The sequence below is a fragment of the Anoxynatronum sibiricum genome, assembly GCF_039414295.1.
Classification (GTDB): domain Bacteria; phylum Bacillota; class Clostridia; order Peptostreptococcales; family Tindalliaceae; genus Anoxynatronum; species Anoxynatronum sibiricum.
This window is the reverse complement of record NZ_JBCITM010000004.1, coordinates 124,060-140,009: the sequence shown is the minus strand read 5'-3', so window position 1 is coordinate 140,009 and position 15,950 is coordinate 124,060. Positions and strand designations below refer to the sequence as shown.

General features: G+C 48.7%; 10 protein-coding genes. All 10 read right to left on the bottom strand.

The window, feature by feature from the left end; genetic code table 11:
* Positions 1 to 2: 2 nt before the first annotated feature.
* The 10 genes from AAIG11_RS05770 to AAIG11_RS05725 all read right to left on the bottom strand — a co-directional run bounded on the left by AAIG11_RS05770 (position 3) and on the right by AAIG11_RS05725 (position 15,902).
* Entirely contained in the window at positions 3 to 1,052 is a 1,050-nt protein-coding gene (locus tag AAIG11_RS05770) for a LacI family DNA-binding transcriptional regulator (RefSeq protein ID WP_343185286.1), read from the bottom strand.
* On the bottom strand, positions 1,049 to 2,272 hold the full coding sequence (locus AAIG11_RS05765; protein WP_343185285.1) for an MFS transporter: 1,224 nt from the start codon (positions 2,270 to 2,272) through the stop codon (positions 1,049 to 1,051). The genes AAIG11_RS05770 and AAIG11_RS05765 overlap by 4 nt, the downstream gene beginning before the upstream one ends.
* Positions 2,273 to 2,582: 310 nt before the next feature.
* A complete protein-coding gene (locus AAIG11_RS05760) occupies positions 2,583 to 5,603 on the bottom strand; it encodes a ligand-binding sensor domain-containing protein (RefSeq protein WP_343185284.1) in 3,021 nt (1,006 codons plus the stop codon).
* A complete protein-coding gene (locus tag AAIG11_RS05755) occupies positions 5,600 to 7,936 on the bottom strand; it encodes an EAL domain-containing protein (RefSeq protein WP_343185283.1) in 2,337 nt (778 codons plus the stop codon). The genes AAIG11_RS05760 and AAIG11_RS05755 overlap by 4 nt, the downstream gene beginning before the upstream one ends.
* Before the next feature lie 138 nt (positions 7,937 to 8,074).
* Positions 8,075 to 9,829 (bottom strand): methyl-accepting chemotaxis protein, encoded by a 1,755-nt coding sequence (locus AAIG11_RS05750; protein WP_343185282.1) that lies wholly within the window; start codon positions 9,827 to 9,829, stop codon positions 8,075 to 8,077.
* A 318-nt stretch (positions 9,830 to 10,147) separates the two neighbouring features.
* A complete protein-coding gene (locus tag AAIG11_RS05745; protein WP_343185281.1) occupies positions 10,148 to 10,558 on the bottom strand; it encodes a hypothetical protein in 411 nt (136 codons plus the stop codon).
* Positions 10,555 to 10,902 carry a nucleoside triphosphate pyrophosphohydrolase gene (locus tag AAIG11_RS05740; RefSeq protein ID WP_343185280.1) on the bottom strand — a complete coding sequence of 116 codons (348 nt, stop codon included), beginning with the start codon at positions 10,900 to 10,902 and terminating at the stop codon, positions 10,555 to 10,557. The genes AAIG11_RS05745 and AAIG11_RS05740 overlap by 4 nt, the downstream gene beginning before the upstream one ends.
* 200 nt (positions 10,903 to 11,102) lie before the next feature.
* Complete coding sequence (locus tag AAIG11_RS05735) at positions 11,103 to 12,839, bottom strand: methyl-accepting chemotaxis protein (protein WP_343185279.1); 1,737 nt, start codon at positions 12,837 to 12,839, stop codon at positions 11,103 to 11,105.
* 403 nt (positions 12,840 to 13,242) lie between these two features.
* Positions 13,243 to 14,307 (bottom strand): alanine racemase, encoded by a 1,065-nt coding sequence (locus AAIG11_RS05730; protein ID WP_343185278.1) that lies wholly within the window; start codon positions 14,305 to 14,307, stop codon positions 13,243 to 13,245.
* A gap of 95 nt (positions 14,308 to 14,402) precedes the next feature.
* Positions 14,403 to 15,902 carry a PAS domain-containing sensor histidine kinase gene (locus tag AAIG11_RS05725; RefSeq protein ID WP_343185277.1) on the bottom strand — a complete coding sequence of 500 codons (1,500 nt, stop codon included), beginning with the start codon at positions 15,900 to 15,902 and terminating at the stop codon, positions 14,403 to 14,405.
* Positions 15,903 to 15,950 lie beyond the last annotated feature (48 nt).

Here is a 15,950-nt window from a genome sequence, read left to right as displayed (position 1 = left end):
TTTTATTTCAACTGACGGCAACTCTGCCGAATCACCAGTGTCGGGTTCAGGGTTTGTTGAATGCATGGCTGCTTCAATGGCGCTGTTCCGCCCTTCAACCGTTCCATCAGCATGGCAGCTGCCAGCGTTGAAATGGCTTCCCGGGGCTGATGGATGGTGGTTAGCTCTGGTGTTGTCATAAAGCCTTCCCGCACATCGTCATAGCCGATGACACTGTAGTCTTCTGGCACTTCAATCCCCTGTTCCTGAAGGCCCTTGATAAACCCCAGCGCTGCCTGGTCGGCATGAAAAAAAATCCCGCTGGTTTCCTCCAATAGTTTTTCTGCTTCCTGTGCCAGCTCTTTGCCGGCTTCCCATGTGAGTTCCTCCACCAACAACAGATGGGCGGCTGCCATGCTGCCACCCAGACTGGAAAGCCCCTCCTGAAAGCCCTTCAGGCGATGGGTAAACTCTCTTTCACCGGCATAATGGGCGGCAGTGACACAGGCCAGGTGCCGATGCCCCAGAGAAGCCAGGTATTCTCCTGCCAACCGGCCTCCCCGGTAATTGTCATGATGCACCCAATGAACCGATGGTTCCTCCAGTGCCCAGTGGGGTACCAAATGATAAAAAATGGCAGGAACACCCTCTTCTTCCAGGGCCGTCACCGTTTCCCGGCTCATGGTGGAGGAAGCAATGAGCAGCCCGTCCACCTTTCCCTGTCGAACCAATCGCAGGGCATGACTTTCCTGATGCTGAGGATTTTCATCATAGGCAACAATGCAATCCTTTTGATTCTTTCCCAACATGACCCTGATTTGCTGCAGCAGTTCATCCAGAAAAAGGCTGGTTTCACTCACCTGGCAATAGGGCACGATAACGCCTATGGTGTCTGTTCGATTGCTGCAGAGCCCCCGGGCATTTTGATTGGGTACATAGTTCATTTCTGCTGCGATGCGTTGCACCCGCTGCCGGGTTTCTGCCGATACCAACGGACTGTTATGAAGACATCGGGATACGGTGGGATGACTGACACCGGCTCTTTTGGCAATGTCTTTGATGGTCACCTTCATCTGCATACCCCCTCACCTGTTTCATCGCTTTCTGCGTTTTCAAATGCTTTTCTCAACTGCCCTGCTGCCTGTTGTCGTCGCCACAGTAAAATGGATGTGGCCAACAGCCAGCTGATCCCCGCGCCTGCCAGCAAAATCACCGGCAGTCCGCTGACACCCACCTGTTCCATGGTGTTTCCAGTGATACGGGGGGCCAATACGCCTCCCATGGCCAGAAAAGTAAAGACCACAGAGGTGGCACTGCCCACCGACTGGGGAAAGGCGTCCGAGATCAACACAACAATCACCGGAAAAACCCCTGCCAGGAGCAGCCCCATCAGCGGCAGCATCAGCAGGGTGATCGCCGGCGAGGGCACCAGCGCCCAAAAGGCTGTCACCGCTGCATAGCATGCCAGGGCACCCGCCAAATAGCGCTCATAGCCCACGCTATCAGCCACCCGTCCTGCAAAGCCTCTTCCGATGGTGAAGGCAATCCAAAATACCGCGGGAATCAAGGTGAAGGAAATCCATTGATGATTGCCTGCCTGAAACCAGTACTCACTGATCCATGCACCCACAGTCTGTTCAGTCAGTGGGTAAATGAATGCCAGCAGACCAATGAGCAGCAGAAGTCCACTAAGTCTGACTGGCTGCTGACTGCCCCCGGCTGCCTTTTCAGGAAAAGGGATCACCAGCAGCAAGCCCTGCATCAGTGCCACCATTCCAAGACATATACCGTAAGACAATCGCCAGTTTCCCAATGTGACGGTCCATGTGGCCAGTAAGGGTGCCATCACTGCTCCCAGGCCAAAAAACAGGTTCAGATAGCCCACTTCCTTTCCTTTTCCCCGGGTGGCCATGGTAGCCATGGTCACACTGGCGCCTGTCTGATAGAGTCCAAAACCACTGCCGGTAATGGTCAGTCCTGCTAAAAACCAGGAAAAATCCGAAGCAGCCACCACCATGGCAAATCCTGCCGCCCACAAAAATCCTCCCAGCAGCAATACTATTTTTCGACTCAGCCGATCCATGATAAAAATCCCGGCAAACATGGAAGCCAACAGGCCTGTTGAAAAACCAGACATGGCACTGCCCGCCTGCTGAAAAGTGATTTGAAAGGTGCTCCGGATCTCAGGCAGCAATGCCGCCAACTGACTTCCAGAAATTCCCATAATCAAAAAAGATAAAAACAGAAACAGTTTTAGTGGTGTGTAAGTGTTGGTGGTGTTTGATGGATGCACTCTTCATCGACTCCTTTTCTGATGCCATAACCCTTTTACCTCTTGGCATTCCTCTCAGATGTTCACGCTTCAGGTAGAGAGATATGTGTTGTTGCACACGTGTGCATTTGTGTTAAAAAAAGAGTGCACCTGAAGTGCAATCTCATTATACCGGCTTCATTTACGCCTGTCAATCCTTATATTTTTAGTCTTTTTATGTGAGATTTTCTCAGACTATTGACATCCTTCATTTTTCATCGGTGGTTGTCTTGTGATCATATCACCTAAAAGTTAACTTGCGAAAATGTCACGTTAAGATTACCTCACTGACTCACTGTTGTTCTTCCTCCATTTCCCAACTGACACAAATCCGATTTCTGCCCTGCTCTTTTGCCAGGTAAAGGGTTCGATCCGCTTCCTGCAGTAGTTTTTCCGCTGTCATCTCTTTGTCAGGGATGATGGAAACTACGCCCAGGCTAGTGGTCATTTCAAAGGATTGACCCAGGGATTCCCTAATGGCTTCGCTTGTTTCCACTGCTTTTTTGATGTTCTGTGCCACCTGAAGGGCTCCCTCCTGCCCGGTATCGTAAAGTACCACCACATATTCATCCCCTCCAAAACGGGCAATGAAATCGGTTGTGCGGGGGAGTACCTCTGTTGCAGCCTTGCCAACAGTGACCAATACTTTGTCTCCCACCACATGACCGAAGCGGTCGTTAATTTCCTTGAAATGATCAATATCGAACATTAACAGCGAAAAGGGTACCTGGCTGCGTTTTGCCAGCTGCAGATGTTCTTCCATCATGGTATTAAAGTAACGTCGGTTGAACAGCCCGGTGAGGGGGTCACGGGTGGAAAGATGCTCCAACTGCCGGTTGGCTTCTTCCAGCTTCAGGTTCATGGCAGCCAGTGTTTCATTTCGCCTGCCCACCAGGCGACTTTCCCGAATTTGCAGCAGAAAGACAAAGAGCGCAATGATTAAAACGCCGTATCCAACGTAAGCCAAACTGCTTCGGTACCAGGGTGTTGCAATGACAAAACTCATCATTGCAGGTTCAGTAACAGCTCCCCGAACGGTTTCTGCTTTCACCAGCAGGCGGTATTCTCCCGGGGGGAGATTGGAATAAGTGGCATAATCGCGGTTTCCGGCATGAATCCAGTCTTGATCAAAGCCTTCCAGATAATGAGAAAACCTTACCTTATCAGGTGCATCATAATCCAGTGCCGCAAATCGGAAGCTGAGAAAAGTTTCCTGAGGGCCAAAATGAAGGGTTTCATCGTTGAAAAACATGCGTTCAGGCTGATAGGGATTCTGAAAAAGATCAATACCTGTAATATATACCGGAGGAATCACAGTGGGTCCCTGATCTTTCATCCCTGAAATGACTGTTATGCCATGAACACCTCCAAAATAAAGGTCCCCGTTTTCATCCCTATAATGAGCACTGTTGAACTCCCAACCGCCAATGCCGTCATCTGGTGTCAGAACCAAAAAATCTTCTGTTTCGGGATCAAAAACGGAAATACCGCTGTGAGTACCGATCCACAACCGTCCGTCATCTCCCACAAGCATTCCTGTCACCACATTGCTGGATAATCCATCTTCTTCAATGTAGGTGGTAAAGGTGTCGGTGGTTTCGTTATATCGGGCAATCCCACCGCCCACGGTGCCCACCCAGATCTGTCCCTGGCCATCCTCCAGAATGGTTCGAATGGTGTTGCTGGCCAGTTGGGCTTTGTCTCCCGCCAGTCGCTGGTGCGTTCGAAAACGGTCGCTGCCCGCTTCAAGTACGTTGAGTCCATTGTTGGTTCCCACCCACACACGGTTGTTGCCGTCAACATGAATCGCATAGATCAGATTGTCAGACAGGGAACTGTCCCCCTGGCCGGTATGTTCAAACTGTGTCAGGCTTCCCGTGGTGAGATGATACTTGAAAACACCGTGGGTATAAGTGCCAATCCACAGGTAGTTCTCCTGTTGCGCCAGTGCGTAGACAATCACATCTTCCGGTAGTTCTGTCAGTTGTGAAAATGTATCTGTTTCAGGATGATAGGTCACTACGCCGGCACCCGTTCCCAGCAGCAGCTGGCCTTCGTCAGTTGATAAGATGGCTACCACACTGTCTGAAGGCAGTGATTGGGGGTTTTCAGGGTCATGTCTGTACTTAATCATGGTATCTGTAGCCGGGTCGTAGCGTTCCACCCCGCTGTTGTAAACTGAAATCCAAAGCCGATCCAATTGGTCTTTCACCACGGCGTTTATTTTGCCTGCACTCAGACTCTGACTGTTTTCAGGATCATTGGTAAACCGCACATAATTGGTTTTGCGGGGATTTACCTTGCTGAGGCCTCCGCCGTTGGTACCAATCCAGAGAATGCCGGAGTGATCTTCCAGCAGAGAATAGACCACCGAATGGGGCAGTATGTGGCCTTCGCCTTCACCCGAAAAGTGATAGGACCTTCCATCAGGCATCTCTGCGTAAAGACCGCCACCCCAGGTGCCCACCCATCGGGTGCCGTCACGGGTAGTTGTTATCGTGTATACCCGGTTGTCTTCATAGGTGATGGTCTCGACATCACTTGTCTCCAGATTCACCACTGCCACGCCGCCGTCCCACAGGCCCAGTGTCAGCATGCCCGGATTTTCTTCTTGAATGGTCATCACAAATGAGGTTGGCAGTTCCAGTTCAAGAACTTCGATGCTGTCTGTTACAGAATCATAGTAGAGTAATCCCTCATAGCTGCCCACCAGAAGCCGATTGCCCGTATCCACGTGAAGTGCCCGTACTACGTCACCTGGTATATCGTACTTTTTCAACGTGCCTGTCTGAGGGTTAATACGGTTCAAACCCTTCATGGTGCCCACCCACATATCCCCCAGATGATCAGGATGAATGGCAATGACCACAGGATTGGACAGCCCATCGTCTTCCACTGTATAGTTGACAAAGGTATTTTCGTCAATAAGCAGCCGTGAGATCCCCTGGTAGGTACCGATCCACAGTTCATGGAGCACTTCGTCGTAGTACATGGTTTGAATCAGATTGTGCACCAACCCGTCATCATCAAAAGGGTTATGGCGAGTGACATACATGTACCGTCCGTCAAAACGGTTCAGCCCACCCTGCGTGCCAAACCAGAGGAAGCCATTGCGATCCTCTATCATGGACGATACCGAAAGATTGGAGAGCCCATGATCCCGATTTAGGTACTCAAACGAGGGCGAGGTGGATTCTTCCCAGAAAGCCTGCGCTGACACCGCTGACATGCCCACCAAAAAAAAACTGCATATCATGCAAACTGTTGTCAAGCGCACGAAGTGGATTAATGAACAGCTGTCTGCTTTTCTCAAGATGACCCCTCCTCTCCCGGGCATAAAGTGTCATTGCATAATTCCACTTGTTGGTTTATACCCGATTTCGAAAGAAATACGCCGGTAAGGTCACTTGAAGGCATGGGGCGGTAATAGTAATAGCCCTGCAGCAAATCACAACCGTACTGATCAAGCATATCTGCCTGCGCTTTGGTTTCCACCCCTTCTGCCACCACTTTTTTATCAAGGGCATGGGCCAGGTGAACCAGTGTTTTTACAATTGCCTGATGTTTGTCACTCTTTTCCAGATCACAAATAAAGGATTTATCGATCTTCAGTTCCTGTACCGGCATGGTCTGCAGGCGGTTCATGGAAGAAAATCCTGTTCCAAAATCATCCAGTGATATTTCCAGCCCCAATGCTTTGATCTCTTCCAGGTTAACCATGGTTTCTTTGGGATTCATCATGGCAATGCTCTCGGTGATCTCCAGCTTTAGAGTAGTGCGTGAGATCCCGGGCTCTTGCAGCTGTTTCTTCAAACGATTCAAAAAGAGTGGATGTTGCAGCTGTTTGATGGAGATGTTCACCGAAACTGGTATTGGTTTGATGCCCAGGTGCCACCACTGTTCCAAGTGAAGGTTCACCTCATTCAACAGCCACCAGCCAATATCCAGTATTTGACCCGTTTCTTCGGCAATGGGGATAAACTGCCCCGGCGGTATCATTCCTTTCTTGGGATGCCGCCACCGCAACAAAGCCTCCACGCCCTGGATGGCCCCTGTATGAGCTTCCACCAGTGGTTGATAATGGACTTCAAATTCCTGTAATTCCAGTGCCTGGCGAAGCCCTGCACCGGTTTCCAGCTTGTGGCGGATATGTTCATGAAGGTCACGGGAATAATAGGCTGCTGCGTTTCTTCCCCGCTGTTTTGCCAGATACATGGCCGCATCTGCATGAGCAAACAGTGTCTGAGGATTCTGTGCATCAGAAGGGTAGAACGCAATTCCAACTGATGTGCTTGGGTAAAGATCCAGTTCGTTGATTTTCATAGGTTGATTCATGGCACACAGCAGTTGATCCACAAATTGGTGAAGCGTTTGCCGTTCTTTCATCTGCTTCATGCAAATCATGTACTCATCCCCCCCAAGCCGGGCGATCATGGCATTGTTTGGGCGGAGATCTTTCAGACGGGTGGCCACTTCCACCAGAACAAGATCACCCACTTCATGACCGTACATGTCATTAACCAGTTTGAAGTCATCGAGATCCATCAGCAGAAAAGCCACCTCAGAATGCTCCAAATCCCCTTCCTCAATGGCTTGCTGGAGATAATCATTGAATGCACGCAGGTTGGGAAGTCCTGTCAGTTCATCGTGATATGCCATATGTTTCAGACGCTCTTCACTGATCCGAAGCAACCGGTCCTGCTGGTGCAACTGATCCAGCTGGTCTCCCAGCACCTCTTCCATGGCACGAATTTGCTGATAAGATGCTCTCAGCTCGGTCATCTGACGCCGAATAATGCCATAACGTACGGTCATGAGCAATACTGCCAGCCCCAGACCGCCCAGCAGCATTCGTTGATACTGCTGCTGCCGCTGCCGGGCCAGGCTGTCAGCTGAGGGTTTCTGAAAGTACTTTTGATAGACTCGTTCATAGGTGCCATCTGCCTGCAGGGTTGCCAACCGTTGGTTGATCAGCGAAACCAGCTCAGGCCGTTCTTTCGAGATCCCATAGTGGTAATCTCTGGGATATAAACCAGCTTCATGTGCCACCACCCGCCCCTGGAGCCTGTTTTGAATGAGGAAATGACGAAGTGCCTGCTCTTCGGCAAAAATGAAGTCTATTTGGCCCGCCAGAAGTGCCTGCACAGCCACGTTCAGATTGCGGTAAACCTGATGAGGCTCGACTCCCAGCCGTTCTTTGAGAAGCATCTCATCTGAATAGCTCTGCCCGACACCGATCCGATAGTCTGTCAGCAACTCCATGGAAAATCCCGAAAACTCAGCAGTGCCAAAAAAACCATTTGTAACCCCGGCAATGGGATTCGAGAACAACATGATTTCGCTGCGCGCCTCTGTTTTTGCAAGCGAGCTGATCACATCTGCCCTTCCGCTTTCAATGTGCTGCAAAACATTGATCCAGTTCATACCCTGAACTTGAAGATGGTAATCTGTGCCTGCCATGATGTATTCCAAAAGCTCCACATCAAAACCATCCAGTCCGGCCCCGGATACATAAGAATAGGGCGGATACGTGTCATCCGCATAATAACGAACGACCGTTGCTTCCGCCCGGCTTGTGATGGCTGTACCGATTAACATGATCGCAAGGGTTGCCATTAACACTTTATTTATCATCAACCGATTCATTAGAGACTCCTTTGGAAGCCGGCATTTACCCAGATGCTTTCATGCAGGTCCGCTGCCGTACCAAAACTATTCTATCAAATAACCTGGCTTTTCTGCAAGTTTTTTTCTAAGCTTGACATTACAGCCGTTTAATCGTGTTTAAGGCAGCCTGAACTGTCCCACAGCCGTTTGAAGTTCCTGGGCAAGCACCGCCAGTTCATGGCTGGAGGAAGCAATTTCCTGCATGGAAGCTGTCTGCTGCTGTGCCGCTGCCGAAACATTCTGCACTTCAGATGCCACACTTTCTGCAGACCGGCGGATGATTTCCGCCGCCTGTGAAACGTTGCAACTCCCTGAAGTTACCTGTCCAGTGACTTGATTCACCTCTGCAACGGCTTCATTCATTTGCTGAATCAAGGTGACAATGGATTTGAAGGCAGCTTCAGCATCCTGCACCACTTCCATACCCGAAGCCACCTGCAGGGTTCCGGTTTCCATGACCTCATTGGCCCGGCAAATGTTAGTGTCGTTATCCATAATCAGTTGATTGATTTCTTCAGTGGCCTGCTGTGATTCCTCTGCAAGCTTTCGCACTTCATCTGCCACCACAGCAAATCCTTTTCCCTGTTCGCCGGCCCTTGCTGCTTCAATGGCTGCATTCAGTGCCAGTAAATTGGTTTGCTCAGCAATGCCTCGAATGACTCTGATGATCTCGTTCATCTTTCGGCTGCTCTCAGTAATCTGTATCAGACCACCCTTCACCTGGTGATGGCTGGTTTGAATTTCCTGCATCTGAAGACTTACTCGATTCATTTCCTGCTGGCCTTTTTCAGATTCACCTCTAACAGAGTGACTTAATGATTCGATGCCATCAATATGCTGTGCCACCTGCTCCATTCCTTGGGTGATGTGGCTGATTTCCTGTGTAACCGCCAGTATGGACTTCATTTGGCTGTCAGCACTCACTGCTACCTGTGTGGCGGATCCAGCCACATTCTGCGAGGCTTCAGCAGATTGTCCTGTGGTGGCCGTCAACTGTTCAGAAGCGGCAGCCACTCTTTGAGAAGATGTGACAATTCCCGCAATCAACTGACGAAAAGCATTGATGGTTTGTTGCAATACACGCGCCAATGCTCCAATTTCATCTTTGCGTTCCAGGAGATAAGGTTTAACATCAACAGAAAAATCACCTTTCCCAATGAATGTCGCCTGATTTTCCAGCTCTTTCAATGGTGTTAACATGATTTTTGAGGTGCCCAGCATAAGAATGGCGATCCCCAGCAGAGAAAGGGTGCACATAATGAAAATCATCCGCACACGCATGCCCGCCACCATTTCACCCACCAAAGACGCGGGATAATCGCCGCCCAGCACACCCACCACCTGACCGCCCTCATTGAAAACCGGTATTTTGCTGGTCACCAGCTCGCCCCACTCCTCTGTTTCGTAAATCTCAATCATCACTTCCTGGCCGTTGTATACCCGCTGCGCATCTTCAAATTCATCGGCTTCCACTTCATCTCCAAATGCGCTGAAATCATCACTGGCAGGATCGCCACCATCGACAGCATATACCAAAGTACCGTCTGTCAAAAAAGCTTCTGTATAGAGATATTGGAGACCTGTGGCTGTCTTTACCTGTTCCAGGTAGAGACGCAATGGTTCGTAATAGGAATGCTGTGCCGAAGCCATCTGCACCATCTCCTGAAAAGCATCGCCATCAATCTGAACTGCCGTTGCCCTAAGTATTCCCAGTTGTTCTGTCATGAGCTGTTTTGACAGATTCTGTCTGTATGTGTCCACCACTGCCATGACAACAGCTGTGTTCAACAACACCAGTATCGCTGTCACCAGCCAAAAAACCCGACCTTTCAGCGATCCTCTTTGTTGATTGATTTTTATGCCGACTCCCATAGTCTTCCTCCTTCAGATGTGAGTTTCTGTTGCACGTGTCACTTTCGCAAACAATCTTCATTGATTGGAATATTCTTGCAATTATCGTGCCATTCGAACGTTCTTTTAATCTTTATGTTCAAATGCTTACCATCGCAAAATCCAAGATGTCATAGACTGGCTGGCTCCTGTTGTTTGAGTCCGATTTTTGAGACAAATGATATTTCTTCATTCTTTTGTCAATGGATTTCAACTTCTTGCTGTCCTTGTCTCAAAAAAAAGAAAACGCCGAAGGCGTTTTCCGAGTAATGAGAATAAAGATCGTTGTCTGTCCGCATCTTAGTGATCTTCCAGGTCAACATCAAGGATATTTCTGATTTCTTCCACTTTTTCAGCATTTAAAGGTTTTGTCCGATGTTTTGCTTCAACAGACGCCATCATCCCTTCGCCGTTTTCCCAAAACCAGAAGCTGCTATGGTGAATAACGCTGCTGCCATCAATCAGGTAAACCGCCACATCTGGATACCGCAGGGTTTCGGGTTCTTCCTCAGGTTTTCCTTCAGCCATGCGATCACGATAAAACGCCTGGTACTCATCGACCCGTTCACCTTCAATGCGTCCCATCGAAACCGCTTTACCTTCCTCTCCCTGACGGTACAGCTCAAGTTGAACAGATTGCTCTTCTGTTGTCATATGGAGAAAAACCGAAATCAACATAATAATTCCAATGAGGATCATTGACTTCTTCATGCCTGATCATCCTCAATTGCTTTATCTGCTTCCAATACTGCTTTCAGCAGCAGACGTCTCTGAAAAGCGCCCCGTCGTTCGTTCTTCATCAGTCGCAGCTCTTCAAACTCAGTTCGGGTAACACACCGGTAATCCAAAATGGCATAAATAACCTCCACCAGATCCACCAACTCATCAATGCTGTGTGTTTCATGGTATTCGGCTGCTTCCTCATCCAGTTTTTCATGCAGTTTTTCAAGATACTCACCAGGGCCAAGGATTTCTGTCACTGCTTTTTTACCCGCAGCTTCAATGATTTCTGGAATTCTGTCGCGAATGAGCTTCTGGTATTCAATGGATTTCATCATATCCTCCTATAACATCGTGGTTTCATTAATCAATAGACCGTCATGGCAGCTGCTTTTCTATTATTTTCATAGTATACCATTTGTATTAAAAAAATTCGACCGTCGTTGAACATGAAAAAACCCGGTACGGCTGCTGATTCAACAGTCCTTACCGGGCGATGATTTTTTTCTGTTCATTTCAAGAGATACCGGAGATGTTACTTCAGTTTGAACTGACTCAACCCTGCCTCGATGGCTGCAGCCAGATCTGCCAACACTTTGCTTGACTGAGCAATTTCAGCCATGGCTGCCGTCTGTTCTTCAACAGATGCAGAAGCCTCCTGGGTGCCGGCGGCATTCTCTTCAGAAATGGCCGAAAGATTTTCAATCACACCAATGATCTCATCTTTTTTAGCTTCCATTTGACGGGTGGACTGGTTAAGATCAGCCAGTGCCTGGCCCATTTGCTGCATAGCCTGGTCAATTCCCTGAAATCGCTGGTCTGTCTCTTCCACACGCTGGGTCTGTACCCCAACGATATACCCCACTTTTTCCATGGTGGTCACTGCATGGGCAGTTCGCCCAGTTAAATCTGAAATCACCGTGTCAATTTCGCCTGCAAACTGATTGGACTGTTCTGCCAGTTTTCGAATTTCATCTGCCACCACGGCAAATCCACGACCCGCCTCACCAGCACGGGCAGATTCAATGGCTGCGTTCAAAGCCAGTAAATTGGTTTGTTCTGCGATATTTTTAATCATGGTGCTGGCATTCTGGATTTTTTGAGCACTTTGATGGGTATCAGTAATAATTTCTGTCACCTCAGCAGCAGCCTTGCCGCTTTCAGCAGTTTTATCCACCACCTCTTTCAGCGATGTCATTCCTTCATTCTTCAGCTGATTAACCTGTTCCACAGTGGTGTTCAGCGTCTTCACCAGCTGCTGGTCTGTTTCTATGAGCTGTCCCAGCTCGTTGATGTTGTTGGCTCCCGCTTCTGTGTCGCGGGCCTGATCAGCTGCACCGTTGGCAATTTCTTCAATGGTTCGGGCCACTTCTTCTGAAGCCATTGCCGATTGGTTGCTGGTATCCTTTAGTGACTGGGCTGAATTGGCCACCTGGTTTGTAGCCGCCCCAATTTCAGACATAGTTGTTTGCAACTGGCGGGTGACCGCATCAAAAGCACCTGCCAGCTGACCAATTTCATCTTGCCGCTGCAGAATATCTCTTGGCACTTCTTCTGTAAGATTCAGTTCCCCCACCAGCGCCGCATGTTCTGCCAGACGACGAATGGGAGATGCCAGCCTGCCGGCAAAAATAAACGTGAGCACCGCCGCCGCCAGAAGAATAACGACCGCTCCCGACAGGAGGATCAACAGCATTCTGGTGACAAACACATTGATCATGGAAGCAACTTCATCCTCTGAAACTCCCAGAAAGAGAATGCCAATGATTTGTCCATTTGTGTCGGTAATAGGTTCATAGGCAGTCAGATAATTTTTTCCCAGAATACCAGCTTCTCCCAGATAGCGCTGACCTGCCGATACAGGCTGATAGGCAGCACTCTCGGTTCCAAGATATGTACCGGTCACCCGTTCCCCCTGCTCATTGCGGATGGTGGTGGCTATGCGTTTATAGTCTTCACCGTCTCTGACAAATATGGTAGCGGCAAGGCCCAAATCTTTTTCAAGGGTATCCACAAAGTTGTTTCCTTCCAGCTGCATACCTTCTTGAGTCATCAGCTGATTTCCCGTAAGTGAAAGTCTCCCCAGATAATGCTGTTGGTAGACCACCGATGCATTGATATTGCCTTCAAGTTTTTCCTGAAGCAATGACCGTCCCAACGCTTCACTGCTGTTTTTGGATAAAAAATATGATCCTGCGCTAAAACTCACAGCCGCCAGTAACAGGATCAGTAATACCAATGCCACCATCTGATTTTTTATGCTTCTTTTCAAGATTCATTCCCCCTCCATGCCATGATTTCGATTTTTGTTCATCCCCACTGTCAAATCGATCCCGTGGGCATCATCTGCCTTGCATCAATACGGTTAATATCTTTTCTTGTCCTCCCTCTTATTTTTGTCCAATAATACATTGATTGTTATGTCAATTATAGTCACCATACGTGTACCCATTTAAACCTCATCTTAATCTAAGTGAACTGTTAAATCATTCAAAGTACCAACGTTTTCCGAACAGATTTTGAGATTGATACCACAACAGGAAATCCCTGATATGGATTAGTTTCAGTCAATCATTACGTTTATCCTTTGACTCATGACCCACTTGCGCTCCATACACATATGCGTAAAAAAACCCGCCTTTGGGGGGCGGATTTTTGAGTTCAAGTAAGATGCATCACATCATTATGATTTTTTTAACATATGGAGATGTCATCAAGCTGAGACAGCCGCCATATGTTGGTAAGAATGCCAGACGGCTGCCAACCTGCAAAAATCCAGGGCAGTCTTCCACGTCAAGTATCAAATGATCGCTGCTGGCTCCCAGAATCTGAATACCCTCTTGCAAGGGGCATATCTCGTTGGGGTGAACATCCTGACGACCCAGCGCACAAATGGCCCTCATGCGATTGCCCCGGTCTTCAAATACCGGCCTGTTACCAAAAGCATCCAACCCTATGACACCTTTTGGGATTGAGGGTTTGCGGCGCAGTTCCACAATTTCTGCCAGCAGAAGAAATGCGTCCTGGTGTAACCCTGGGATCGGCTCATCATTCAGCCCAATTCCCATTGCAAGGGATGACCCCAATCTCAGCTGGTTGATTTCACCCGGTATTTCGCCTGCTTCCAGCAGGCTTAACGTGCCGCCGTTGCCACCGGACAACACAGGCAAGTGTCTTTTCAGCAGCTTTTCCAGTGTTGCTTTGATGTTCACCAGTTGTGTCAGATTTTCCCGACTGGGGCGTACACCGCCATAGCAGGTGAGGTTGGTGCCAATACCCGCCAGCTGTATTCCAGGAAGCCCATCCATTATGGATGCTGCTTCCTGTATTTCTTTCGTTTCATAGAGCCCTTCACGCAAATCCCCTACATCAACCATCAAAATCAACTGAATCAATTTATCTTGAGCCATCGCCTGGGTTGAAAGTGCTGTGGCTGTCTCCGGTTCAGAGATCAGCACCATGTCTGCTGTTTGCACAACCGCTTCTGCTTCGCTGATCATGGGAATGCGGAGCAGCATTTTAGGAAGCGAAAAACCGGAAAGGCGCTTCAGATTATCAATACGGGAATCTGCCAGCAGGTCGACACCTCCAGCCACATAGGCGGCGGCAATCTCCGGGTTGCCTCCAAAAAGCTTGGTGACCCCAGCCACCTGAATTCCTTGCTGGTGACACCGTGCCACAGTTGTCCGGGTATTGGTTTCAATTTTGTTGCGATCAACTCTGATTTCGGGATATCCCAAGCCGCTTCCTCCCCTGTTCTGTGACGCTTCCATCACTTAAGCGATACTCCCAATATTCTGGCAGCCTGAATGATGAAAGCTTGCAAGTTCACCACTTATATAATGGTGTCCAACAAACAGCTGAAAGTAACACAGCTCCCGGTTCCCATCTTACTGGAAGCCTGGATGCTGCCTCCCATAAGCTCCACCAGTCCTTTGGATATGGCCAGCCCCAATCCGGTACCGCCATAAACCCGGTTGTCTGAGCTGTCAGTTTGTACAAACCGTTCGAAAATAGCTTCCAGTTGATCCGGTGGAATGCCAATACCTGTGTCAGTAATGGATACTTTCAACTTCACACTGTGCTGCTTCTCACCGGGTTCCACCGAAGCTTCCAGGCAGACTGATCCGCTGGTGGTAAACTTCACGGCATTACCCACCAGATTGGCAGTGATCTGACGAAGCCTGAAAGCGTCTCCCACCAGATATTCCGGAATCAATGGGTCGATATGACTTTTCAACATCAGGCCCTTTTCTGATGCTGTTCCCTGGAAGAGTCCCAGCGTATCAGAAAACAGTTGGCGCACGTGAAAGGGTTTATTTGACAGCTGGACTTTATGGGCTTCAATACGGGAGAAATCAAGGATATCATTTAACACCGCCAGCAATGCCTCTGAAGATCTTTTGGTAAGCGCCAGCAGTTCCTCCTGCTCTTCATTGAGATCTGTTGTTTCAAGTAATTGAAGCATTCCCATAAATCCATTCATGGGCGTTCTGATTTCATGAGACATATTGGCAAGAAACTGACTTTTGGCCACATTGGCAGCTTCTGCTTCTTTTTTTGCTTTTTCCAGTTCAGCCATGGCTCTTTTTTTATCTGTCACATCCTGTATGGTGACGATCACACCTGCCAGTTTTCCTGATTCATCCAGCATGGGACCGAAGGATTGATATGACCAGATATCTTCGCCGGTCTGATGATGTTTAAAATGAAGTTCCACATCACTGCTGCGAACTCCTTCCAAAGCGCGGTGAAGATATGCCATCACACCATTTTCAAGCGTTTCCGGAAAAACCGTCCAGGGATGCTTTCCCAAAACCTCTCCGGCACTAACAGCGGTCTGTTCTTCCATATACGGATTATACACCCGGTAACGCAGCTCTGTATCGTAAACGATGATTCCTTCATTCACATACTGAATAATCTGTCGGTTGAAGGCCAGCGCTTCTTCCAGCGATTTTTCATTCCTTTTAACATCTGTCACATCCTGAAAGAGAGTAATGAACTCTCCTTGAGCCGGTGAATACACAGTCATGTGATGCCATCGCTCCAAAGCTACAGAGTATTCAGTAAATTCGTGATTTGTCCCAAACAGTGCCACCTGGCCAAAGGTTTTAATCCAGTCAAAGCGTCTGCGGGATTCTCTGGGAAAAACGTCGCTTTCCAGCTTGCCAATGACAGCATCAGCCCGAAGCCCCGTCATGGTTTCATAAGCTGAATTGACTTCGAGAAAACGGTAATCCACAGGCTGTCCCTTTTCATCACAAATTATTTGGTGCCGGGCATACCCCATGGGCAGATGTTCAATGATGGATTGATTTATGTCAACATACATATTATTTCACCTGCTTTCCCTGAATAACTCCCCATCCCTGCTTCTTTC

Coding starts and splice junctions, on each gene's coding strand:
- AAIG11_RS05755 (WP_343185283.1), bottom strand. CDS start 7,936: ATGAATCGGTTGATGATAAATAAAGTGTTAATGGCAACCCTTGCGATC.
- AAIG11_RS05750 (WP_343185282.1), bottom strand. CDS start 9,829: ATGGGAGTCGGCATAAAAATCAATCAACAAAGAGGATCGCTGAAAGGT.
- AAIG11_RS05745 (WP_343185281.1), bottom strand. CDS start 10,558: ATGAAGAAGTCAATGATCCTCATTGGAATTATTATGTTGATTTCGGTT.
- AAIG11_RS05740 (WP_343185280.1), bottom strand. CDS start 10,902: ATGAAATCCATTGAATACCAGAAGCTCATTCGCGACAGAATTCCAGAA.
- AAIG11_RS05770 (WP_343185286.1), bottom strand. CDS start 1,052: ATGAAGGTGACCATCAAAGACATTGCCAAAAGAGCCGGTGTCAGTCAT.
- AAIG11_RS05725 (WP_343185277.1), bottom strand. CDS start 15,902: ATGTATGTTGACATAAATCAATCCATCATTGAACATCTGCCCATGGGG.